This window comes from Paenibacillus sp. J22R232 (assembly GCF_056269165.1).
The window spans coordinates 21,836-44,339 of sequence record NZ_JBWDNK010000019.1; the positions used below are offsets into that span (position 1 = coordinate 21,836).

21 protein-coding genes are annotated in these 22,504 nt (G+C 48.8%); 7 read left to right on the plus strand and 14 right to left on the minus strand.

The window, feature by feature from the left end; translation table 11 throughout:
- Positions 1-66 precede the first annotated feature (66 nt).
- Positions 67-1,257, plus strand: a complete 1,191-nt coding sequence (gene fabV / locus AC0YN3_RS29425) for an enoyl-ACP reductase FabV (RefSeq protein ID WP_475778471.1) — start codon at positions 67-69, stop codon at positions 1,255-1,257.
- A 79-nt stretch (positions 1,258-1,336) separates the two neighbouring features.
- On the opposite strand, the gene AC0YN3_RS29430 is transcribed toward fabV, so the two are convergent.
- On the minus strand, positions 1,337-1,567 hold the full coding sequence (locus AC0YN3_RS29430; protein ID WP_475778472.1) for a cold-shock protein: 231 nt from the start codon (positions 1,565-1,567) through the stop codon (positions 1,337-1,339).
- 69 nt (positions 1,568-1,636) lie between these two features.
- Positions 1,637-1,837, minus strand: a complete 201-nt coding sequence (locus tag AC0YN3_RS29435) for a cold-shock protein (RefSeq protein WP_053377054.1) — start codon at positions 1,835-1,837, stop codon at positions 1,637-1,639.
- A gap of 284 nt (positions 1,838-2,121) precedes the next feature.
- Here AC0YN3_RS29435 and AC0YN3_RS29440 point away from each other — a divergent pair, with 284 nt between their 5' ends.
- Positions 2,122-2,850: a CAP domain-containing protein gene (locus AC0YN3_RS29440; RefSeq protein WP_475778473.1), complete on the plus strand. Its 729-nt coding sequence runs from the start codon at positions 2,122-2,124 to the stop codon at positions 2,848-2,850.
- Between the two features lie 73 nt (positions 2,851-2,923).
- Here the strand turns inward: AC0YN3_RS29440 and hisC are convergent, their stop codons facing one another.
- The 3 genes from hisC to AC0YN3_RS29455 form a co-directional block, all read right to left on the minus strand.
- The gene (hisC, locus tag AC0YN3_RS29445; RefSeq protein ID WP_475778474.1) at positions 2,924-4,036 is read right to left on the minus strand and encodes a histidinol-phosphate transaminase; all 1,113 of its coding nucleotides are present in this window, start codon (positions 4,034-4,036) and stop codon (positions 2,924-2,926) included.
- A gap of 137 nt (positions 4,037-4,173) precedes the next feature.
- Positions 4,174-4,842, minus strand: coding sequence for an S-layer homology domain-containing protein (locus AC0YN3_RS29450; protein ID WP_475778475.1), 669 nt, complete (start codon positions 4,840-4,842; stop codon positions 4,174-4,176).
- 191 nt (positions 4,843-5,033) lie between these two features.
- Complete coding sequence (locus tag AC0YN3_RS29455; RefSeq protein ID WP_475778476.1) at positions 5,034-7,580, minus strand: beta-mannosidase; 2,547 nt, start codon at positions 7,578-7,580, stop codon at positions 5,034-5,036.
- 370 nt (positions 7,581-7,950) lie between these two features.
- Between AC0YN3_RS29455 and AC0YN3_RS29460 the strand changes: the two genes are divergently transcribed.
- On the plus strand, positions 7,951-8,952 hold the full coding sequence (locus tag AC0YN3_RS29460; protein ID WP_475778477.1) for a LacI family DNA-binding transcriptional regulator: 1,002 nt from the start codon (positions 7,951-7,953) through the stop codon (positions 8,950-8,952).
- Between the two features lie 99 nt (positions 8,953-9,051).
- On the opposite strand, the gene AC0YN3_RS29465 is transcribed toward AC0YN3_RS29460, so the two are convergent.
- The 8 genes from AC0YN3_RS29465 to AC0YN3_RS29500 form a co-directional block, all read right to left on the minus strand.
- A complete protein-coding gene (locus AC0YN3_RS29465; protein ID WP_475778478.1) occupies positions 9,052-9,699 on the minus strand; it encodes an HNH endonuclease in 648 nt (215 codons plus the stop codon).
- Positions 9,700-9,828: 129 nt separating this feature from the next.
- Positions 9,829-9,969: a hypothetical protein gene (locus AC0YN3_RS29470; RefSeq protein WP_475778479.1), complete on the minus strand. Its 141-nt coding sequence runs from the start codon at positions 9,967-9,969 to the stop codon at positions 9,829-9,831.
- Positions 9,970-10,098: 129 nt separating this feature from the next.
- The gene (locus AC0YN3_RS29475; RefSeq protein ID WP_475778531.1) at positions 10,099-11,046 is read right to left on the minus strand and encodes a carbon-nitrogen hydrolase family protein; all 948 of its coding nucleotides are present in this window, start codon (positions 11,044-11,046) and stop codon (positions 10,099-10,101) included.
- Between the two features lie 204 nt (positions 11,047-11,250).
- Positions 11,251-12,693 (minus strand): DHA2 family efflux MFS transporter permease subunit, encoded by a 1,443-nt coding sequence (locus AC0YN3_RS29480; RefSeq protein ID WP_475778532.1) that lies wholly within the window; start codon positions 12,691-12,693, stop codon positions 11,251-11,253.
- Between the two features lie 58 nt (positions 12,694-12,751).
- Positions 12,752-13,336, minus strand: coding sequence for a TetR/AcrR family transcriptional regulator (locus AC0YN3_RS29485; protein ID WP_475778480.1), 585 nt, complete (start codon positions 13,334-13,336; stop codon positions 12,752-12,754).
- Between the two features lie 148 nt (positions 13,337-13,484).
- The gene (locus tag AC0YN3_RS29490) at positions 13,485-14,111 is read right to left on the minus strand and encodes an FMN-dependent NADH-azoreductase (protein WP_475778481.1); all 627 of its coding nucleotides are present in this window, start codon (positions 14,109-14,111) and stop codon (positions 13,485-13,487) included.
- 160 nt (positions 14,112-14,271) lie between these two features.
- The gene (locus AC0YN3_RS29495; protein WP_475778482.1) at positions 14,272-14,931 is read right to left on the minus strand and encodes a response regulator; all 660 of its coding nucleotides are present in this window, start codon (positions 14,929-14,931) and stop codon (positions 14,272-14,274) included.
- Between the two features lie 9 nt (positions 14,932-14,940).
- Positions 14,941-16,593: a GAF domain-containing sensor histidine kinase gene (locus AC0YN3_RS29500; protein ID WP_475778483.1), complete on the minus strand. Its 1,653-nt coding sequence runs from the start codon at positions 16,591-16,593 to the stop codon at positions 14,941-14,943.
- A gap of 268 nt (positions 16,594-16,861) precedes the next feature.
- Between AC0YN3_RS29500 and AC0YN3_RS29505 the strand changes: the two genes are divergently transcribed.
- From AC0YN3_RS29505 to AC0YN3_RS29520, 4 genes are all read left to right on the plus strand, one after another.
- On the plus strand, positions 16,862-17,803 hold the full coding sequence (locus AC0YN3_RS29505) for a ribose-phosphate diphosphokinase (protein WP_475778484.1): 942 nt from the start codon (positions 16,862-16,864) through the stop codon (positions 17,801-17,803).
- Between the two features lie 153 nt (positions 17,804-17,956).
- On the plus strand, positions 17,957-19,462 hold the full coding sequence (locus AC0YN3_RS29510; RefSeq protein ID WP_475778485.1) for a spore germination protein: 1,506 nt from the start codon (positions 17,957-17,959) through the stop codon (positions 19,460-19,462).
- Positions 19,459-20,559, plus strand: coding sequence for a GerAB/ArcD/ProY family transporter (locus tag AC0YN3_RS29515; protein WP_475778486.1), 1,101 nt, complete (start codon positions 19,459-19,461; stop codon positions 20,557-20,559). Before AC0YN3_RS29510 ends, AC0YN3_RS29515 begins: the two co-directional genes overlap by 4 nt.
- On the plus strand, positions 20,556-21,683 hold the full coding sequence (locus AC0YN3_RS29520) for a Ger(x)C family spore germination protein (RefSeq protein ID WP_475778487.1): 1,128 nt from the start codon (positions 20,556-20,558) through the stop codon (positions 21,681-21,683). The genes AC0YN3_RS29515 and AC0YN3_RS29520 overlap by 4 nt, the downstream gene beginning before the upstream one ends.
- Before the next feature lie 59 nt (positions 21,684-21,742).
- Here the strand turns inward: AC0YN3_RS29520 and AC0YN3_RS29525 are convergent, their stop codons facing one another.
- The gene (locus tag AC0YN3_RS29525) at positions 21,743-22,501 is read right to left on the minus strand and encodes a DUF3891 family protein (RefSeq protein ID WP_475778488.1); all 759 of its coding nucleotides are present in this window, start codon (positions 22,499-22,501) and stop codon (positions 21,743-21,745) included.
- Between the last annotated feature and the right edge of the window lie 3 nt (positions 22,502-22,504).

Here is a 22,504-nt window from a genome sequence, read left to right on the forward strand (position 1 = left end):
GATAGAGTTGTCCCACTACATAAAGCATACTCGCAAAAATTCCATAATAGAGAGGAATATTCCAATATGATTATCCAACCAAAAACACGCGGATTCATTTGTACGACTGCACATCCCGAGGGCTGTGCCCAGCAAGTACAGCGCCAAATTGACTATGTAAGCGCTCAGCCTGCGATATCAGGCCCTAAGAACGTATTGGTCATCGGAGCTTCCACCGGCTATGGTCTCGCTTCACGCATCGTATCCTCCTTCGCAGCTGGCGCGAATACCATCGGCGTATATTTCGACAAAGCTGCTGAGGGCGCTCGCACAGCTTCCGCAGGCTGGTACAATTCAGCTGCTTTCGAAGACGCTGCCGCTGCTGCAGGCCGCAAATCCTACAGCATCGTGGGAGACGCCTTCTCCGATGAAATCAAAGCGAAAACGATTGATTTAATTCGCACCGAGCTTGGGCAGATCGACCTTGTCGTATACAGCGTCGCGTCACCGCGCCGTACGCATCCCAAAACCGGCGAAACCTTCTCATCCGTTATAAAGCCGCTTGGCGGCACGTATGCGAACAAAACCGTCAATTTCCACAGCGGCGAAGTATCGCAAGCTACGATTGAGCCGGCAACCGAGGATGAGCTTCGCCAAACGATTGCCGTAATGGGCGGCGAGGACTGGCAAATGTGGATCGATGAGCTTTCGGCTGCAGGCGCGCTTGCTGAAGGCGCAACGACTGTCGCTTATTCTTATATCGGTCCAGAAATCACGCATGCGGTTTACCGCGAAGGCACGATCGGAGCTGCCAAAAACGATTTGGAAGCTACGGCTAAGCGATTGAACGAGCAGCTTGGCACAGCTGGCGGCCGCGCGTTCGTCTCGGTCAACAAAGCGTTAGTTACGCAGTCCAGCTCGGCTATTCCGGTTGTACCGCTTTATATTTCCGCGCTGTACAAAGTCATGAAGGAAAAAGGCATTCACGAGGGCTGCATCGAGCAAATGTACCGGCTGTTCTCTGAACGGCTATACGGCAGCAGCGAAACCGCTGTTGACGAGAAAGGTCTGATCCGTGTCGACGATTGGGAGATGAGACCGGAGATTCAAGCCGAGGTTGCGGATGTATGGGCGAAGCTGTCCACCGAAAACGTATATGAATTGTCAGACCTTGAAGGGTATCGTCGGGAATTTTTCCAGCTGTTCGGCTTCGAGACGGATGGCATTGATTATGAAGCAGAAGTAAATCCTGAAATTAACATTCAAAATCTTCGTTAACAAAGCAAAAAGGACGTTGAGTCGGATTACCGATTCAGCGTCCTTTTCATATGAGCATTTCATATGAGCGAAATTTATTCTAAGAAATTAATTTGCCCGGCTTTAATGATTTGATATCTTTATTGGAGTTATTCAACGTAATGAGCATCTTCTCGCTTCTTACCATAACCGAGTGACATAGAAAGCATGCCGGGACATGCTCGAATGCAAAATCATCACGGATCCAGCCTTTGCAGGTATCGTTCCCACAGGTCCAAACAACCGTGCTTTCTTGAGGATGATCTTCTAACGATTTTCTACGAAAATACATTGTACAATCCTCCTTTGGCCTATAAAAAAGAGCCCTTAACGAATGTTAAGGACTCTTGATGTGTAAAACCTACAGTTTTACAACGTTTTCTGCTTGTGGTCCACGGTTGCCTTGAGTTACGTTGAACTCAACGCGTTGACCTTCGTCAAGGGATTTGAAGCCTTCGCCTTGAATTGCGGAGAAATGTACGAATACGTCATTTCCGCCTTCAACTTCGATAAAACCAAAACCTTTTTCTGCGTTAAACCATTTCACTGTACCTTGTTCCATTATAAAAACCTCCAATAATTTTTTTAACATGTTTTTTCCAGAAAAACTAAAAATCACACATTGAGAAAAGTATCATTATACAAATGACAACCCTTTTCAATATGTGAATTCAAGGTTTAAATTTGTTATTTGTATTAACAATATATCATAGGCATTTGCATAACGCAAGTCCTTCCTCCAAAAAAACCAAAATCTTTTAATAAGGCTTGGGATAGCCGCCGTCTTCCGGGGAAAATATAAAGGCGTGACAAGCACTCTATCCTAATAATATGAGGTGTACGTACATGAAGAAGTTCGTTGCGATTGCTGCATTATTAGTCGTTACCGGCTGTTCGTCGGGCTCTAACATGATGCACAAACAGTCTGCCCATGAGTATGCCAAAGACAAAGCGCCGTTAATTACCGCAGCACCGCATGTTACGCGAGCCTCGTCGGTCGCCACAACGTCGCCAGGAAGACCTTCAGGCACGCTTAGGGGCTCGCAGTTTACGTTCCCGGATTGGCTGTTCGGCGATAATACGGGAATCCAAAATCCGACCACTCAATACCCTGTAACCAAGCAGCCGACGACCCAATATCCGACAACCCAAAATCCGGGCACGCAAGCTCCCGCAACTCCGAATCCTAGCGGTGAAAAAGCAGCTACCGGTCAATTCGAGCAACAGGTGCTGCAACTCGTGAATGCCGAACGGTCCAAAGCAGGCTTAGGCGGATTAACGATGGACAGCAAGCTTGCCAACATGGCCATGGTCAAAGCAAAGGACATGTCCGACAACAACTATTTCGATCATAATTCCCCTACGTACGGATCGCCCTTTGACATGATGAGACAATTCCAGATCACTTACAGCTCAGCCGGCGAGAACATTGCTAAAGGACAACCGACCGCTGAACGCGTAATGACGGACTGGATGAACAGTCCTGGGCATCGAGCAAACATTCTAAACGGCAGCTTCACGAAGATCGGTGTAGCTTACTACAACGGATCTTGGGTCCAAGAATTTATCGGCTAGCCATAATGCAGTAGAGACCTGTTCCGGAGCATGCTCCGGAACAGGTCTCTTTATCATGCAGTCAGCATGAGCATCATAGCTCTTCCTTCCGCAAATCCTTTAGCGCGGCAACCAGGCATTCGTTTTCCATCCTCGTACCGATAGATATTCGCACGTAATGAGGAAGATTCCACATTTTCCCGTGCCTTACGATTATTCCTCTTGCCATTAGCTGTTCATAAAAGCGCTCTGCATGCTCGCCAAGCTCGACGAGCACAAAGTTGCCCATGCTCTCCGTATAGCTGCAGCCCAGCTCATCCAGCGCTTGGTAGAGGTATTCCCTCTCTGTCCATACGAGCTGCTTCGATCTCTTCACATGGTCGATATCGCCTAATGCCGCGGAGGCGGCGGATTGTGCTAGTGCATTAACATTAAAAGGCTCCTTAACCTTCAAGATGCTCTGGATAATCGACTCCGGCGCTATGCCATAACCGGCTCGTATGCCAGCCAGCCCGTAAATTTTGGAGAACGTGTTTAGGACAAGCACCGGATACCCTTCTCTTGCCAATGATACGCCATCCGAATACGATGCATCCGACGCGAAATGGCTGTATGCGGCATCCACGACAACCAGTACCCTTTTGGGCAGCGAATCAACAATCGTCTTCAAATCCTTTTCCGCCAAAAATGTACCTGTCGGATTGTTCGGCGAACATAGGTAGACGATTTTGGTGCGATCCGTTACGGCCGCAAGAATCGAATGCACATCGTACTGGAAATCGGACTTCAAAGGCACCGTTACGGTCCGAGCATCCAACAGCTGTGCTCCAAAAGCGTATTCGCTAAAGGTCGGGCTTGGCACTACGATTTCGTCTTCCGCATCCAGAAACGTTTCCGATATTAACGTGATAAGCTCGTCTCCTCCATTGGTTACGATAACCTGCTCAGGCACGAGGTCATAATGATCTGCTATCGTTTGTTTCAAACGAAGAGCCTGGGCATCCGGATATCTATGCAGCTCGGATAAGGCTTCCTTCATGGCCTCCAGCGCCATAGGCGACGGCCCAAGCGGATTTTCGTTGGATGCTAGCTTAATGACCCGCTCCAAGCCATGCTCCTGCTGAACTTCCCAGACCGGCTTGCCTGGGGAATAAGGCTTCATTTGGTCCAGCGCCTTGCGTGCTCGAACCTCGATATTTTGCTTCATCACCATGATCACCTTCACATCTGAAATAAAAACCTTTATCACTATAATACATTAATCCTTTTAAGCGGTAAAGCAAAAGTGCAAAAAGAAGAGCCCATTCAGGCCCCTCTTCTATTTAGCGTTTTATTGACGTGTGCTTATTCAGCTGATGGCGCGGGATGCGCATCGATATAAGCAAGCGCGTTGAAGATGAGAATTGCTGCATCCGCACGCGTAATTTCATCGGTAGGATTGAAATTTCCGGCCGCATCTAGCTCAGCGATTTTAAGTACAAGCGCTCTTTGGACAGAGCCGTCATAGGATACGGAAAGCTCAGCCTGATCGTTAAATTCCATCGGCATGATCTTAATCATCGGCAGGTTGCTATGCTTCTCGATCGCAAGCATAAGCTGATGCGCGAACTCTTCCTTTGTCCACGTTTTGTTAGGGTCCAGATCAGTCGGCAAGCCGATGTCATTATTCGCCGCGATGATAAGCGCATCCGCATACCAAGCGTCATCATTCGCTTTCGGGAAATAATCAGTGGCATGAGGCTCTTTGATAAAGCGAAGCGTATCGATGTTCAGATCAAGCGCGTTCACGATTAATTGAATGCCTTGCGCTGCCGTAAGCGTTGCATCTGGGAAGAAGCGGTCCGTGCTTACACCTTTTACTAAACCTTTATTTTGTAATGAGGTAATTTTATCCTTAGCCGTTACATTCGCGATATCCGAGAACGAAGTTGACGCCGCAAAGCTTTGTCCGGCTATGGATAGGGTAAGCACTGCTGTTGCTGCTAATGTAACGAGTTTGAATTTGTTTGTCATGGTAATCACCTCATCAAGTATTTGGAACGTTCCTCCATCATAGACGGGCTTTACAAAAAAAGGTTGCAATGATGCTTACTTATTTTTATAAACTAAATATTTTATTCGCGATTCCAGTATATGACATGAAAAAAAGCGCGAAATGACCAAAACAAGCATCATTTTGCGCTCATATAGGTGAAGCCTTATCCTTAGTCCACTGCTAAGAAATCAATCATGGAGCGAACCTGAACCGTCCCTGCATTCGTAGGCTTGCTTGCCTGCTCATCCTGAGCTCGGAACGAGAACGTGACGACTTTGTCTACGCCAGGGATAAGATCAAAGAAATTATCATCGAACATGCCTTCATGCTCTGCTTTTACCCAAACCTGCTTGGCAAGGACATCGCTGCTTAGCCTAAAGGCGGTGCCTTCGCTGCCTTCTACCTCCGATATGCGAATGGTGCTCTCGGATAGGTTCTGGTCCTTCGCTTTGGAGAAATAATACGTCTTGCTGTCCAGCTGAATACCATCCTGCACCAGCTCGCCGTGCAATACGACGCTTCCGGCTTCGAAGCCCGCTAACCATTCCTGCTCATTAATAGCAGCGACGACCGCAGAGCTGTTTCCGTCAAGAGATATTTCTGTAATGAGCTGCTTCACGATGGTTCCCGCGAAATCGTAAAGTGTCAACCGCAGCTCGCCGGCTATTGGCGAAAGCAGATCCGTTATTGCGAATGCGCGCACGACGCCCTCGTCCGTCCGATCAAATGAAAGCATCGTATCGGCAAAGCTTCTTTTCGCGTAATATTGCATGGCTTTCCATTTGCCGTAATAATCCATCCCTGCCCATGAAGCAACCGGCCAGCAATCATTCATTTGCCAGTACAGGGTCCCCATGCAATAAGGCATATTGCGGCGATGCGCTTCAATCGCCATTTTCATTGCTTCGGCTTGCAGCACTTGGCTCATATATAGAAATGCCGGAAAGTCCTTTGGCTGCTTCATATAAATATCCATGTACTCTTTAATCAGGCGGTTTCCGTCTCCGTTCTTCTGATGGGCCCGCATTACTTTTGAATCCAGTGCCAAATCCGCTTCGGTAGCGAAGGTCATGACCGTGTCGTATTCCGGGAAAGATTGGAAGCCGTACTCGCTCATAAAGCGTCCGACCTTTACGTTATAATTCTCGAAAGGCTCAACGGCGTGCCAAACTCCCCAGTAGTGGATGTCCCCCTCCGTGGAAAGCGGATGCGCATGCTGGTTTATATCGCCTGTCAAGTCGATCATCGGCGAAGATGGCCAATAGGGCGTATTAGGCGCGAATGCCGTAACGGCTTCCGGCAGAATGTCATGGAAGATTGACTCGTAATCTGCCCATATGACAGCCCGTTGGTCAAGCGTATATTCCTTTTTCCAGCCCCAGCCGCCGGTTTCATCGTATTGTGCCCAAGCAGAATCGATTTCGTTGTTGCCGCACCAAAGCACGACCGAAGGATGGTTGCGCAGCCGTTTTACGTTTTCAATGGCTTCCTGGCGCACATTGTCCAGAAAAGCCTGGTCGCCAGGGTACATGCTGCAAGCGAACATGAAGTCCTGCCATACCATAATGCCATACTCGTCGCACAGCTCGTAGAATACCGACTGCTCGTATATACCGCCGCCCCAAACGCGCAGCATGTTCATATTGGATTCGACTGCCGCCACGATTTCATGCCGATAGCGTTCATCGGTCACGTTCGTAATGAAGCTGTCATTCGGAATATGGTTGGCACCTTTGGCAAAGACAGGTACGCCGTTCAGTTCGAAATAAAAGCTGGCTCCCTTCTCGTCTTTGTCCCGGACCAAGCGGACGGAACGGAGGCCTGTTCGTGCAGAGCGAGCCGCGATCCATTCCTCTCCGTTTAGAAGCTCCGCTGTGAAGGTATACAGATTCGCATCTCCAAGCCCTCTGCTCCACCAAAGCTTGGGTTCAGGGATTACAGCCTTGATTTCTACGGTCTGTATACCGCGCTCAATGCTCGCTTCCTGTTCCCAAGTGAAATTCTCCGTGCTAATTCTAACCGTCCCGGTCCATGCGGACTCCGCTTCGATTTCCACAAAAACCGTCAAAGCGGCTTGTGACGCCGTTACTTCATCCTGCTGGATATGAACGTCAGCGATTTTGCTGTTCGACCATCCTTCAAGCCTTGCTTCCCGCCATATGCCGCTCGTTACGAAACGCGGACCCCAGTCCCAGCCATAATGATAAGGTGCTTTTCGCGCAAAAATACTAATTTTCTGGGCACCGAGCCCGCCTAGCTCGGATTGATCATTAGAAGCCGGAAGGTTGTAACCCAGCTTATCGATCTTCGGCAGATCCTCCTGTACCGGAGAACGGAATTTGATAAGCAATTGATTATGTTGAGGCTTCACGATTGCCTTCACGTCAGCCTTCCACGACCGAAACATATTGTCTGCGGACAGGACATGCAGACCATTCAAGTATACATCCGCATAAGTATCCAAGCCGTCAAAAACGAGCTCCAGCACGGACGATTGCAGCAGCTCCTCAGACACGTCGAACTGCGTTTCATATTCCCAATCTATTTTATCAATCCATTGCAGGTCATGCTCATTCGTCGCATAAAACGGATCCTCGATTTTTCCATTGCGAAGCAAATCGGTATGCACGCAACCCGGAACAACGGCTTGCAGCCATTCTTTTTCCCCGCAAGCTTTAAAATTCCAATTATTAAGTACTTGTTGTGTCGCTCTCATTGTGTCCTCCCGAATGTCAGGCTCATTTTTTTTGTTATCATCGCACCAACTTCACCTAACATATTCTAACACAATCTGCCTAACGGTCAATGATTTTTGTTATTTTATTATCGTTTGTTATTTATAATTTAATAGTAACAAGACTATAATACTACAGCATATCTCGTTCATAATCCTAAATTGTCGGCAGCTGACAAGAACATAACAAAAATAACACTTTTGATGAAACAACAAACAATTAAATGATTATCAAAAATAACGTTTACTACGCATTCGTTTCCTGTAAAATAGATATCACATAATTAGCGTACCGAGCATTAAGCCAATTGGCTTATCTCCCCCATACTCCAAACAAAGTAGGCTGAAATCCATGCGTAAAAAAGTAACGATACAATCCATTGCCGACCTTACGGGCCTCTCCAAATTCGCCGTATCACGCGCGTTATCCGGCAAATCCGGCGTCAGCCCGCAAACGAGAGAATTTATTTATAAAGCTGCGGGGCAGCTTGGCTACTTCAAGGATGCTCCTGCCGGGCAGCTGTCCAATGAGCTTCACGCAATGGGACCGCGCCAATGGACGGGAACGGTTCTCGTGTTATTTCCGAACGTTCGCTATCAGAATACGGATTCCGTTTATTGGGGTCCCGTATTTAACGGCATTTCCTCCCGCCTCAATCAGCAAGGCATCAATATTCTGACCTTGACCGAGCCTTCGGATGATTCCATGTTTTCTATGCTGAAGCCTGAAGCAATCATGGGCGTCATAACCGTCGGTACGATTTCCACGCAAATTTTGCAAGAGATCAAACGAATCGGTATCCCCATCGTTATGGTTGATCATGTGGAGCCAAGCTTTCATTGCGATTCCGTCTTTACGGACAACCTGTCAAGCATGAGGGAGATCATGGAGTATGTCATACGGAAAGGATATCGCAGCTTTCAGTTTTTGGGGAATATACGCGATGCCCACAGCTTCTATGAACGATTCCTTGGCTTTCGGTCCGCTCTTGACGACCACGGCATCGAACTGAACCAGATTCCGTCCTTGAACGGACCGGAGATCGAGCAGATCGAGGACACGCTTCAAGCTGCCGTTACGGAGCACGGCTTGCCTGAGGTGTTCGTATGCGCGAATGACATTTTGGCCAAGGTCGCGCTGGACATCCTACGTCAAATGGACATTAGCATACCTGATAGCCTTGTTTTTACGGGCTTCGACAATACGTATCCCGAGGTGCCATTTCTTGCTACCGTTAACGTTGACAAAGAGCTGCTCGGCAAAAGAGCCGTTGATAAAATGCTATGGCGAATTCTAAATCCGCATACCCGTTATGAGAAGGTGCTCATTCAAGCGGAAGTCATTTTCCATTAAACAGCCACCCCTTCGCATGACTGTGAAGAGAGTATCGTTCTTTGCCCGTAATTAAGCTAGACTAGTGCTCGCATCAAAAAGGACCTATTTTCAAAGGAATCATTCCTTGAAAATAGGTCCTTCATTGTTCATGAAAGCATCCAGATCCTGATCGGCTTTGGACTGGTTGCAGGCGTTGCAGGCACATACGCAATTGAGCGGCGTGGTATGTCCGCCTTTCGCGCGAGGCAGCATATGGTCGATCGTATCACCGAACTCACCGCAAAAATAACAAATGTGATTATCTCGCTCTAAAATGTGCCGCCGAAACTCCTTATTGCTGAACAAGCGCCTAATCGTATGCCGATTGACGATAACCGCAGCATGCTCGTTAATAAGCGTTATTGCAAGCTCCAGCTCTATTTCTTGGTACCATCGCCGTCCCTTGTCCGTCTTCCCCCTCATCCAAATCGTGCCCTGGCGCGTTTTCTTCAGCGCTGCCGGGTCGTTAGGAAGCGGTATCGTTGGCATGTGCGGCATAGCGCGCGGCTTTCGCGCCTTTTCCGTTTCTATTTTGACTTTCTCGCTTTGAGCGGCGATAGTCGGCGGCTCTAGCTTCGCGGTCCGGGCCTTTCGGCAAGTACGGCAAGCGCCGCGCCGCGATCCCGCACTGGCTCGTCTGCCCGTTCGGCGCAAAAACTCTGACAGCGGCCTCATCTGCTTGCAGCTAGCGCAAGGCTTTGTAGGTTGAGGTTCAGTTTCATCCATCGTTTATTCCGGGCATGCGTCCATGCAGCACCCGTATACTTCCCCTCATGTTTTTCTTACTATTGTAGCACTATTTTATACACGAAGGGAGTGTGAGCCGCGCTTGAGGCATGAAACCGTACGTTTTGCTTAAAAACGGTTGCCATTATCCTCTGTATCATGATCCTCCCACCTGCGGGAATATGCTTTATTCGTTATCCAAAAGGTAATCCACGCTAAAATAGCCACAATGATGCCCGCCGCAATCCATACGCCAACTGGCACTTCCATTTGATCATCTCCTCAAAAGTTTTGCGAAGCAAAGCTTGCTTCGTAAGCATACGCTTCGTTTTGCTAGGCATAGCTTGCTTTGCTTGCATTCACCCGTTTGCAAAGCAAACTTAGCCACATCTATAACAATCAGCCAAAGCTTACGATGCTTTGCTTAGCTTCGTTCACCTGCAGCTGGAATACGTCCGGCCTATTATAATGGCCCGCAGCGTCGAAGTCGAACCGGCTTGCCGTAACGGAAGCCATATCCAGATCCGCATAAATAACGGTTTCCATACCGTATACAGGCTCAGCTGCATATTCGCCCAAAGGACCTACGATCGCGCTGCCTCCTCTGCAAAGAATTGCCGGATCATTAGCAAGCTCGGCATACCCATTGAGGCTCTCCGGATAGGAATCCTTGGTGGCGAACTGGTTGCTCGACAGCACGTAGCATCTGCCTTCGCAAGCAACATGCTTAAGGGTGGCCTGCCATGTATCGCGCGCATCGGCTGTCGGAGTTACCAATATATCGATACCTTTGGCATACATCGCCATTCGCGCAAGCGGCATATAGTTTTCCCAGCAAATCAAGCCGCCAATTCGACCAAATGGCGTGTCGATAACGGTCAGGGTACTGCCGTCGCCTTGTCCCCATAATAAACGCTCGGAGCCCGTCAGAACGAGCTTGCGGTGCTTGCCAAGCAGCTTGCCGTCAGGACCGATGTATACGATGCTGTTGTATAACGTTGATTGGCTGTATTCTTGGTCGCGCTCTACAACGCCAATAATTAAATAAACGCCGGCTTCTCTTGCAATCTCGCCCAATAGATCCGTATCCGTACCGGGAATCGTAATTGCGCTGCTCCCGTATTTTGCCCAATCCTCGCGTCCTTCCATCGTTCGGCTGCCTACCCTGGCGCCAAAGGAAAAACCTCGCGGGTATCCGCCAATAAATACTTCCGGGAATAGCAGCAGCTTAGCGCCATTCCCTTTTGCCGCTTGGACGTAAGCCGCTATTTTCCGAAACGCAGATTCTTTATCGAATAAGATCGGAGCTGCTTGTACGACGGCCACCTTAACCTTCTGCTCACCCATATCGTCAGCCATCTCCTTTTTCATGTGGATCTCCATGGTTAACCTCTTGCCATTAAAATAAGCATACCTCCCCGTCGCCGCGCTGTAACCGTCCAATTGGTTGCTAAACTAACCAACCAATTCATCGCTGCATACAAAAAAAAAAGACGTTAGCTGTTTGGCTAACGTCTAATCATGCGGCTAACTTACTAATCGCAATAAAATCTAATGCTGTTTCTCGACATGAACTCGTTTAATGAACAAAGCTACAATCAAACCAACGATAGCGACGACCATCGCGAATATGAACGCATTCTGAATGCCCGCCGTCATGGCAAGCGGTGCATTCGCAGGATCTGTCGGGTCAGCGACATCCTTCATAAAGCTATTCATGCCTGCAGTCATAATGCTTACCGCTACTGCTGTTCCGATAGCGCCTGCTACCTGCTGCAGCGTGTTCATGATAGCCGTGCCATCCGGGTACAGCTCGCGCGGAAGCTGATTAAGACCATTCGTTTGGGCAGGCATCCACACCATCGAAATACCGATCATGAGGCAAGAATGCAGTACAATGATCAGCGCGATTGTGGAAGCAGTCGTAATGCCCGAGAAAAACCAAAGGACGGCTGCAACGATAGCAAGTCCGGGAATGACCAGCCATTTCGGACCGAATTTATCGAACAGCCCACCCATGATCGGAGACATGATCCCATTGATAAGGCCGCCTGGCAGCAGGATAAGACCCGCTGTCAATGCGCTTAGCCCTAGGCCGCTAATCAAATACATCGGCAGTACAAGCATGGATGACAGGATAACCATCATGCAGATAAATACCATAAGCGTACCAACCACGAACATCGGATGCTTGAAGGCACGCAAGTTCATCATCGGCTGCTTCATCATAATTTGGCGAATCGCAAATATGAAAAGCGCGACGATCCCGATAATCATAAACGAAACGACCTTCGTGCTCGTCCAGCCGCCTTCGCCTTCACCCGCGCTGCTGAATGCAAACACGATGCCGCCGAAGCCGAGCGTCGAGAATACGAGCGAGAAAATATCGATTTTCGGCTTTGTAATCGTAGATACGTTCTGCATAAACAGGATGCCGAACAGAAGCGCTATGACCAAGAAAGGCAACGATAGCCAGAAAATCCAATGCCAGCTTAAATTTTCGATCAGAAGACCAGCAATAGTAGGACCTACTGCGGGAGCAACCATAATAACGAGCCCGATTACGCCCATTGCCGCCCCGCGTTTTTCGGCAGGGAATATTATGAGAATCGTATTAAACATGAGCGGAAGCAAAAGTGCCGTGCCAATCGCTTGAATAACGCGTGCTGTCATCAGCACCTCAAAGCTAGGCGCAAGCGCGGCCACAAGCGTTCCGAGCACCGAAAAGCTGACCGCAGCAATGAATAGCTGCCTAGTGGAGAACCATTGCAGCAGCAATCCCGATACGGGTACCAAAATACCGAGCGTTAGCAAATAGCCGGTCGTCAGCCATTGAACCGTCGGCGCCGTAATGTTGAACACTTCAATTAAATCGGTTAGCGCTACGTTTAGCGCCGTTTCACTGAACATCCCAACGAAACCTGCTAAGAGCAGGGATATCATAATGGGTACGACTTTAAATTTCTGTCCTGACTGTTGTTTCGTTTCTGTCATTGTTGCTTGCAAGCATTCCACTCTCCCATAATTACCTATCTTTGTACATGCCTATCATTCAGAAGGAAGGGCATTGGTTAATAACATACGGCACGCATTTCGCAACAGTCAGAAGCGGCTGCTTGTCGCGATTCGTCAGCGTAAGGATCAGCGCGCCTTCCAAAAGCGAGATGATAACGACTCCGATTTCCGTCGCTTTCCCCGTTTCCATGCCCGCGGCAACCAGACGGTCAGAAATAGCCGATTGCCATGCGGCAAATACGGCTTGTCCGGCACTCCGGAGCTTCTCGCTAATCGACGACGTTTCTACCGCCATCCAAAAGCTAAACGGCATGTAGCCCTTAAAATCATACTTCTCGGCATCCTCCGCCATATCAAGGACAAACGCTTGAACGGCATCAGAAGGCTCATCAAACTCAGCGAACTTGCTGGACCACTTCTCGAGGACAAGATCTCTCGTGCAGTTAATGCATTCCAGCGCCAGCTCTTCCTTGCCGTCAGGAAAATAATAATAAAGCGACCCCTTTGGGCAATCGCTCTCTTTAATAATTTGGCTCAAGCCGGTTGCGTGGTATCCTTTCGTGAAAAAAAGCCTTGCAGCCGTCTCAAGGATAATTTGTCGCGTATTTATTTTTTCTGGCATCCATTCACTCCTCGATTATAACGATTGGTCTATATAATTTATACATGGTCAGACCGATCAAGTCAACCTTTTATTAAAGGGAATTTCCCTCCACACACAGAAAGACAGCCGAACGTATGTCCGGCTGTCTCCGAATAGGAAGCGGCAATTAGAATCCTACTGCTACTTTTTTCGCTTGCTCAAGGCCAGTTGCTACGATAGCTTCCGCTTGGTCAGGCAATTGGTTATGCCCTTCGATAATGACACTCTCAAGGTTCTTCACGCCGTAGAAGCCCATTACGTTGCGAATAAAGTTGAATGCCATTTCTGCGCCGGCAGCAGGGCCTTCGGAATAGATGCCGCCGCGAGCATTTAGAAGCGCTACTTTTTTGTCAGGGATTAGACCGACCGGACCTTCAGCCGTGTAGCTGAACGTTTTGCCAGCTTGCGACAGGTAGTCGATATACGTGTGCAGAACAGCCGGAACCGTGAAGTTCCAAAGCGGGAATGCGAATACGACTTTATCAGCAGCTAGGAATTGGTTGATATATTTATCGGAAACCGCTACAGCAGCTTGCTCGCCCTCAGTAAGGTCGTAGCCGCGAGCTGCTTTAAAGTTGCCGTTGATCATATCCGCGTTCAGATATGGCAGCTCTTCTTGGAACAAATCAAGCTCAACAACTGTATCCTCAGGATGGCTAGCTTTGTAGCTGTCCAAAAATGCATGGTATAGTTTAACGCTAGTTGCCATTTCAATTCCGCGATCGTTCGCTTTAACAAATAATACTGTACTCATTTTGTGTTTCCCTCCAGGATATGTGATTTACTTTTAGTAAGTACCTTTATTGTATATAGTTTTTCGGGAGGAAACATCGGCAATTAGGCTGAAAAATGATTAAAAAAAAGTCAGAATAGACGGAGGCATGGTCTTACGACTAAAGTCTGACCTTGTTGCGTTATTCGCTTTCATTCATTAACTGCACAGCGTAAATCGCGGCTTGCGTACGGTCTGTCATATTAAGCTTGCTCAAAATGCTGCTTACATGCGTTTTTACCGTTTTCTCTGCAACTGTCAAGGCGGATGCAATATCCTTGTTGCTCATGCCTTTCGTAATCAACTGCAGCACTTCAAGCTCCCGCGGCGTTAACTGCTCCATTAATTCGCGGCCTGGGCCTTCTTTCGCAGGCTGGGTATTCGGTGAAACCTCAGCCAATAGCGCGCTCGCAATGTCGGGATGGAGCTGGATATTGCCCTTATAGGCACTGCGGATCGCTTCGGCAAGCTGATCAGGCTCCACATCCTTCAGCATATATCCGATTGCGCCTGACTGAAGCGCCGGCACGATATGGCTGCGATCAGAGAAGCTTGTCAGCACGAGTACTTTAATATGAGGATTCTGCTTGGCGATTAGCGTGCTTGCTTCAATGCCATCCATAATCGGCATGTTAAGGTCCATCAGAATAATATCGGGTTTTAGTTCCTCCGCTTTCTCCACCGCTTCTTGCCCATGATGCGCTTCGCCGACCAATTCAAAATCCGGCTGCATATTCAGAAAAAAAGAAATGCCTTTCAAAACAATTTGATGGTCGTCAACTAAAAGGATTTTGATCTTCACAGCCGTTCCTCATTCCTCGTTCCACATTTCTGTTTCGGTCGTGACCGGAATCGCAGCCTTTACGCTGGTCGAACGTCCCTTGATGCTCGTAATGGACAATTCGCCGCCTAGCGTCTCAGCCCGCTCCCTCATGGTTAGCATCCCCATCGTCAGCTTGCCCTTGCGCTTCTCCGGCGAAAAACCTCGTCCCTTGTCTATAATTTCAATGCTGGCAAGCCGCTCGGACTTCATTAACCGCACATGGACGGTTTCTGTATCGGCATGCTTCTTTACGTTATTCATAGCCTCCTGCCCAATTCGCCAGAATGCTTCTTCAATCGCTCGGGGCAACTCGCGCACGCCTTCCACATGCTCATAGACGGTTAATCCCATGTTTTTTCCATACTGCTTCAAAGCCGTGAGCAAGCCATGCTCCAAGCCGGCCGGTCGAAGCTGCCAGATCAGCGTTCGCATTTCCTTTAGCGTTTCTTGGGACAGCTGCCTGATTTCTTGAAGCGAGCGTTCGACGATCGGCTCCTTGCCGGCAAGTACGGTTTCCGCGCCTTTGGCAAGAAATGACAACGAGAAGATTTTCTGAATGACGGAATCATGCAGGTCTCGTGCCATCCGGTTCCTCTCCTCCATCCGTGCCAACTCCCGCCGCTGTTCGTACACGCGAAGATTCTCGACGCTAAGCGTGAAATGATCACCTAATGAATATAAAAAATCTTCCAAATAATCGTCAAATTGCCTGCCTAGCTCGCTGCTAATAAATAAGACGCCAATCGGCCTGCTCCTGATCCGAAGGGGAATGGCCACAGCGGATGAAAAAGGCGGTATACCGATCGATGACAAGGATGAGCTCGGCACCTGATGGCAATTCGATAAGGTTACGATTCGGTTCTCGCGGAACGCCGTGCTGACTGTCCCGCCTTGATCAAGCTCAAGCGTCAGCCATTCTTTCTTCACATGCTTATCCGTATATGTCGCCCGCAGCGACAATTGCTGCTGCTCATACATAAACAGCGAGACGTGCTGCCAACTGAACGTATCTCCGATATGTCTGACAGCCTGGAGCGGCAAGTTGTTAATATCTTGAATCGCGTTTATTCGCTGAATGACATCGCCCAGCTTGGCATAATGCAGCGCATGCCTCTCCTGCACCTGATAGAGCCGAATCCGCTTGATCGCCGTGCCGATTTGATAAGCCACGGCTTGAAGCAGTGCCAGCTCCTCCTCGGAGAAATGGCTTTTGCCTGTCTGAGCAACATTTAATAGGCCGAATCGATCCGTCCCTGCGTGGAGGGGTACCGTGGCATGATGAGAGATGCCCTCGGTATCGCCAAGCTCATTGTTTATCGCATATGTAATTCTCGAGCATTCAATAATATTGACCGCTTGCTCCAGCTTGTTCTGCTTGAAGCGCTCAACGCACCAGCACATGGAGCCGCACATCACTTCCTGATTGTTAGCTCGCAGACCTTCCGGCAAATTATGGGTAGCTACGCATATTTCTTCGCTGTGGCTGTCCATCATGAACACCCAGCCTGTCGTAAAGCCTGTTACCTGAAGCAGCTTGGCAAGCACGTCGTTCAGCATTTCATCCATATCATTCGTGCTGTTCAGCGTCTCGGCGATCTCCTTCAACGCTACTAGCTCATAAGCTCTGATTTCTGCGGACATGCCCCCACCCCCTTCTTAGCAACCATTATACACCTGCCCTTTATGCAAAAACAGAGCCGTTTTCGAGCTGCCCTTCCATTCCTCAGTCTTGCCATCGTCTGAGCACGCTCTTAACTTGGAAAAACGGCGTTTGATCAAACAATACATCAGGAAGCACGCCAATCCGAGATTAATAACCGAAATATTTGTTCTCATTTGCTTTGTTTGTTATGATTGAGCAAAGACTGTCGTAATCTGATGAATTTTGTTTATCTTTAAGGAGGAACACATGCAAAAGGTTAAAATATTTTCCGGCACCTCAAACGAAAGGCTGGCCGCCGAATTGTGCAGGGAGCTGGATCTTCCGCTCGGCAATGTTGCGATTTCGAGGCAGCAAAGCGGCGAAATACACGTTTCCTACGGAGAATCCATCCGTACCTGCGATGTTTTTATCGTCCAATCGCTTTCGCATCCTGTCAACGAGCATTTGATCGAGACGCTTGTCATGATCGATGCCGCCAAACGGGCCTCAGCCAAAACGATCAATATCGTCATGCCTTATTACGGGTATGCAAGGCAGGAAAGAAAATCTGCGCCTCGCGAACCGATATCGGCTAAGCTCGTTGCGGATGTCCTGACGACTGTCGGAGCGAACCGGATCATTACCGTCGACCTGCATGCCGATCCGATTCAAGGTTTTTTCGATATTCCCGTCGATCATTTAACCGCGCTGGACCTAATCATCGAATATTTAAGAGAGAAAAAGATTACGAATCCGGTCGTTGTATCTCCGGATGCGGGACGGGCCACGACAGCCGAGAAGCTTGCGGGCCTGCTGGATTGCCCGTTTGCCATTATGATTAAAAACCGGCCTGCGCACAATCAATCGGAGATCACGCATATAATCGGCGATGTAGAAAACATGACGCCGATTATTATTGAAGACTTGATTGACACGGGAAGCACGATCGTCAATGTAGTAGAGGCGCTTAAGAAAAAAGGCGCGCATGATTCATACATATGTGCGACGCATGGCCTTTTCTCGGCCAATGCGCTCGAGAAGCTTGACCACCCGAACATTCGCGAGGTTGTCATCACCGATACGATCGATATCGGAGAAGAACGGTCCAATAAGTTCGTTGTGCTGCCTATGTCACCGCTGCTTGCCACTGCCATCAAAATCATTACCGAAGGCGGCTCGATTGCGACTTTGTTTAAAGCAGGCACCTAGGCAATACGCATCATTCGCATGTTTTCATGAATCCACAGAAATACCACCTTGCCGAGCTGCAAGGTGGTATTTTTTTTGCCTGAATAACCATGGAAAACCGTGGCAAAATAAAAAACCAATAAGAATGAGAACACGGGACGGTGAGGATGCGCGATGGTTGATCAATCAAAAGGAGGCACACTTGACCTAGCTGCTGTCATCAGCTCCAATCTCGATGAAAACATCCAACGTATTCAACTCTTATTTTCGAATACATCCGATATAATTATTCGCAAATTTACGATTACGCAAACCAATGAGCTGGCTGTCTTAGTGTATATCGACGGGCTTACAGACAGGCCGGCTGTCAATAACGGTGTCCTGCAGCCTCTTCAGAACTTCTCGGAAACTGGCAAACCCGGCGACGAGCTTATGATGTCGGTAGGCCATATCGAGAAGGAAACGGTGTTGTTGCAGCTCGAATCATCAGTGCTGCACGGCAACAGCGTATTGTTCATTAATGGGCGAAATTATGCCTACGTGCTCGGAACAGGCGGCTGGCCGCAGCGAGCCATCGAGGATCCTCAGATGGAAGCTTCACTGAAAGGCGCCCATCAAGGCTTCGTGGAGACTAGCGGTTTAAATATTGCGATGATTCGGCGCTATATCCCGAACAAGGAATTGAAAATGAAACGCCTAGTGGTCGGAGAGCGCGGGCAGACGAACGTAACGATCCTTTATTTGGCTGACGTCATGAACGTCGACCTGCTACATGCCATGGAGAAACGGATTCAGCAGGTCGATGTGGACGTCATTCTGAATACGGGTGAATTATCCGAGCTCATTGAGGATAATCCCTTCTCGTTCTTTCCGCAATTCGTTCTGACCGAGCGTCCTGACTCTGCCGCTTCCCAGCTTTTGCAAGGTAGATGCGTCGTGGTCGTGGACCGCTCGCCTAGCGTGCTTATAGCGCCCGTAAGTTTTTTTTCTTATTTCCAAAGCATTGACGATTACAGTACCCGATGGTCTATCGCAACGTTTCTGAGGCTGCTGCGGATGTTTGCCTTTTTAACCGCTACGTTTCTGCCTGCATTTTATATCGCCGTCGCCTCGTACCACTTCGAGATCATTCCGATGAAGCTGCTGCTCACCCTCGGAGAATCGCGCGGGCAGGTTCCGTTTCCTCCGTTCGTGGAAGCCATTATCATGGAAATTACGCTGGAGATGCTTCGCGAAGCCGGGGTACGGCTGCCTGCTCCCGTCGGCCAGACAGTCGGCATCGTAGGCGGTATCGTGCTCGGACAAGCGGTTGTGCAGGCAGGCTTGATTAGCAACGTTATGGTAATCGTCGTGGCGTTCACCGCGATATCCTCTTTTATTCTGCCGAACTATGATATGGTTGCCGCGGTAAGATTGATACGTTTCATGTTAATGGTGCTGGCATCGCTATTTGGGTTCGTCGGAATCATCGTCGGCTTAATGACCATGATCGCTCATCTGCTTACGCTCAAATCGCTTGGCATGCCTTATGGCATTCCACTCGCTCCGGTTAGATTCGCGGACTGGAGGGACACGCTTGTGCGGCTGCCGCTTTGGTTAATGGACAAGCGCCCCAAAAGCACCGTTTCCAAGCAAGATAGACGTCAAGCCACCAGCAATCCACAGGAGGAACAGCCTTGATTCAAACGGACAAAAACTCCATAACGTTCATGCAATTTGTCTTCATCATCTCAGGCATCCAGATTAGCGTTGCCGTGCTTTCCCTGCCCAGAAAACTAGCGGAGGCGGCTGGTTCTGACGGCTGGATGGCTCTGCCTCTTGGATTTGCCCTTAACATCGTATGCAGCTATATTATCGTCTCGGTAATGAGGAACAGTTCCGAAAAAACGTTAATCGAAACCATTTCCGCCATTATGGGCAAATGGATCGGCAAGGCTTTCGCACTCGTAATTGCCCTCTACTTCTTCCATTTGATGTATGACGGCTTAGTCCGCGCGATTCTCATCGTGAAAATTTGGCTCATGCCGAACACGCAGTCTTATGTGCTTATGCTGCTTATGCTATTCCCCGCGTATAAGGTCGCCTTAGGCGGGCCGCGAATCATTGGCAGATATGCGGAGCTCGTTGCCGTTATTTCCTGCTGGCTGCCCTTTGTTTATTTATTCACGCTGAAGTACGCCCATTGGCTGAACTTATTGCCTTTCCTCAAAGAAGGCTTCCTGCCTGTGTTATATGCAGTCAAACAAACGGTTTATCCTACACTCGGACTCACTGCCGTGTTTATTTTGTACCCCTATTTGAAAAACAAGGAAAAAGCGGCGTCAGCCATGTTTCTTTCCAATGCCGTTACGTTCTCGGTTTATCTCTTCATTACGATCATTTGCTTCATTTATTACAGCCCCAACGAGAGCCTGCTGTATAATGACCCGATTATCAGCATACTCAAGACGATCGAATTCCGGTTTATCGAGCGGATCGAAGTCCCGTTTATTTCTTTTTATTTGTTCGTATTCTCGCTCGTTTGGATACCGTCCTTGTACATCGTTTCATACTGTATGAGGCTTATCTTCGGGTTAGGCAGTCATCGCAATCCGCTTCGCATCCTTTGCGCCATACTTATCATAGGTACCTTTTTCTTCGTGCCAACCTTCAATCAAAGCGATAAGCTGCAGCACTGGCTGACCTGGTTCGGCATCGGCATGGAATACGTATTGCCGAGCCTATTGCTCATATACATGACGTTATATAAACAGATGCACAAGGGGAAATCCCTATGAAATGGCGACATCTTTCCATGAAGTCGTTCCTATTGCTTGCCGCTTGCTTCGCTTTATCCGCTTGCGGAGACCAATTAACTTTGGAGAACGCTTCAACACCGCTAGCACTCGGCATGGATATGGATGAGAATGGAAAATTTCATTTTTATTCCTCCGCGCCCGTCTTCAGCAAAAACATTAAGAAAAAGAGCCAGGAGATAACCGGTCGGGCAGAGTCGCTGCGCCAATCCAAGGCGATTCAAGATTCGCACACGGCAGGCTCTGTCCAAGGGAGAAACTATCAAGTCATTTTACTCGGCAGACGCTTGCTCCAATACAATGATTGGTTCAGCATGCTCGATGTTATCTTTCGCGATGCCCGCAATACGATCACCGACCGCATCATCGCGGTTGATGGCTCGGTAGAAGAGCTTCTTTACCTGAATCCGCCCGATCAGCCGCTACTGCCTATTTTGCTTCGAAGCATGGTCGATACAAAAACCAGAAAGTCGGAAACCTATTCCACGACCGCGCAAGAGCTCCACCGGCAGTTTATCGACAAGGGCGTCACGCCTTACATTGCCGAGGTCAAGGTAGCCAACCATCAGGTTCAACTCAAAGGAAGCGCGTTATTAAACCAGTATGGCAAATATAAAATGTCCTTGAATGCTCAGGAAACCATCCTGCTCAACATCATGCAGAAGCAAGCCGATCCCGGCTTCAGCCTCTCCTATCTCATTCCTGGCAAGCCAGTCAAGGGGCCGTTCGCAACCAACATGCTGAGCTTTACAGGCGGAAAGGTGAAAACTAAAATTAAAACCGCCTACCGTAACAATAAATTCAATTTCGATATTCACATTAAAATGACGGTCGGCCTCTCGGAGCATCTCTTTCCGATCAATGTCGCTCAAGATTCGGCACCGCTAGAAAAACAGGTTTCTGGACTCGTGCAGGACCAGATCGAAGGGATTATCAAAAAATTCAAAAAAAATAAAATTGATCCGATCGGTCTAGGCGTATATGCAAGAGCCTTTCAATACGAAAACTTTAAGCAGGTCCAGGATGAATGGGGCGACGCGATCGCACGCGCTGAATTTAATGTGAAGGTAGATCTGAAAATCGGTGCCATGGGTCCGGTCAAATAAAAAGAAAGAGGCTTTTCCCTCCCAGCGGGAAAAGCCTCTTTCAAAAAATCTTTCAATCCTCACGCTCTCGGGGCAAACCGGATCGAGTGTTCGCGAAGCTCAGACAATTGATAGACTTGCGAAATGCCAAGCTTTGCTGCTTCCTTCTTTTTTACTTCTTTATAGGAAAGCGTCGTTTCAACCATTCGGCTGAACGGAAAGGGCTCCAGCTCGATCGTTTCTTCGCCCTTCCACTCCGCGATCAAGCTCGTTCCGCCCGTTCGGTCGAACCAATACGGAAACCCCTCAGCAAACCACTCATACTGCTCTCGAGGCGTCCCCGGCGACTCCATGCACACAAACAAGGATAGCTCATCGCAAAGCAGCAGCGCTTTGGCATGCTCCTGAAGAAGCTTCACATTCAGCTGCAATTTCTCCAATATGTCGCTTTGTCGGGCAAATTCGCCTTCAACAAACGAGATCGTATCTTCGTTGCGAAATCTTTCGGCTAGCGTTGTGTATAGAATGCTGCCCAGCAGCGCTGCATATTCACTCTTCTCCTGCAGGCGGTCGAGCGCCTTGGAGTAAAACACGAAACGTATATTCCCAGGAAAGTCACGGAACGAGAACGGGGCGCTTACCGCATCATTCCAAAGCGGAATCCGGTCAAGCTCAATCCAGCTGCTATCATGCTCATACGCTGCCAGGTTAAGCTCCTCCCTCCTATCCCCGCTGACGAACAGCTCATTCGCCCAAGCGGTGACAAGGTCGCCAGAAATTCTGGCATGGTCATGCTGCGCAATGCAGATATATGAGTCCTCTTTCTCGTATACGATCAACGT

Bases quoted from the DNA above. Each gene is read 5' to 3' on its own strand.
- fabV (WP_475778471.1), top strand. From the start codon at position 67: ATGATTATCCAACCAAAAACACGCGGATTCATTTGTACGACTGCACAT.
- AC0YN3_RS29430 (WP_475778472.1), bottom strand. From the start codon at position 1,567: ATGTATTTTCGTAGAAAATCGTTAGAAGATCATCCTCAAGAAAGCACG.
- AC0YN3_RS29435 (WP_053377054.1), bottom strand. From the start codon at position 1,837: ATGGAACAAGGTACAGTGAAATGGTTTAACGCAGAAAAAGGTTTTGGT.
- AC0YN3_RS29440 (WP_475778473.1), top strand. From the start codon at position 2,122: ATGAAGAAGTTCGTTGCGATTGCTGCATTATTAGTCGTTACCGGCTGT.
- hisC (WP_475778474.1), bottom strand. From the start codon at position 4,036: ATGAAGCAAAATATCGAGGTTCGAGCACGCAAGGCGCTGGACCAAATG.
- AC0YN3_RS29450 (WP_475778475.1), bottom strand. From the start codon at position 4,842: ATGACAAACAAATTCAAACTCGTTACATTAGCAGCAACAGCAGTGCTT.
- AC0YN3_RS29455 (WP_475778476.1), bottom strand. From the start codon at position 7,580: ATGAGAGCGACACAACAAGTACTTAATAATTGGAATTTTAAAGCTTGC.
- AC0YN3_RS29460 (WP_475778477.1), top strand. From the start codon at position 7,951: ATGCGTAAAAAAGTAACGATACAATCCATTGCCGACCTTACGGGCCTC.
- AC0YN3_RS29465 (WP_475778478.1), bottom strand. From the start codon at position 9,699: ATGGATGAAACTGAACCTCAACCTACAAAGCCTTGCGCTAGCTGCAAG.
- AC0YN3_RS29470 (WP_475778479.1), bottom strand. From the start codon at position 9,969: ATGGAAGTGCCAGTTGGCGTATGGATTGCGGCGGGCATCATTGTGGCT.
- AC0YN3_RS29475 (WP_475778531.1), bottom strand. From the start codon at position 11,046: ATGGGTGAGCAGAAGGTTAAGGTGGCCGTCGTACAAGCAGCTCCGATC.
- AC0YN3_RS29480 (WP_475778532.1), bottom strand. From the start codon at position 12,693: ATGACAGAAACGAAACAACAGTCAGGACAGAAATTTAAAGTCGTACCC.
- AC0YN3_RS29485 (WP_475778480.1), bottom strand. From the start codon at position 13,336: ATGCCAGAAAAAATAAATACGCGACAAATTATCCTTGAGACGGCTGCA.
- AC0YN3_RS29490 (WP_475778481.1), bottom strand. From the start codon at position 14,111: ATGAGTACAGTATTATTTGTTAAAGCGAACGATCGCGGAATTGAAATG.
- AC0YN3_RS29500 (WP_475778483.1), bottom strand. From the start codon at position 16,593: ATGTCCGCAGAAATCAGAGCTTATGAGCTAGTAGCGTTGAAGGAGATC.
- AC0YN3_RS29505 (WP_475778484.1), top strand. From the start codon at position 16,862: ATGCAAAAGGTTAAAATATTTTCCGGCACCTCAAACGAAAGGCTGGCC.
- AC0YN3_RS29510 (WP_475778485.1), top strand. From the start codon at position 17,957: ATGGTTGATCAATCAAAAGGAGGCACACTTGACCTAGCTGCTGTCATC.
- AC0YN3_RS29520 (WP_475778487.1), top strand. From the start codon at position 20,556: ATGAAATGGCGACATCTTTCCATGAAGTCGTTCCTATTGCTTGCCGCT.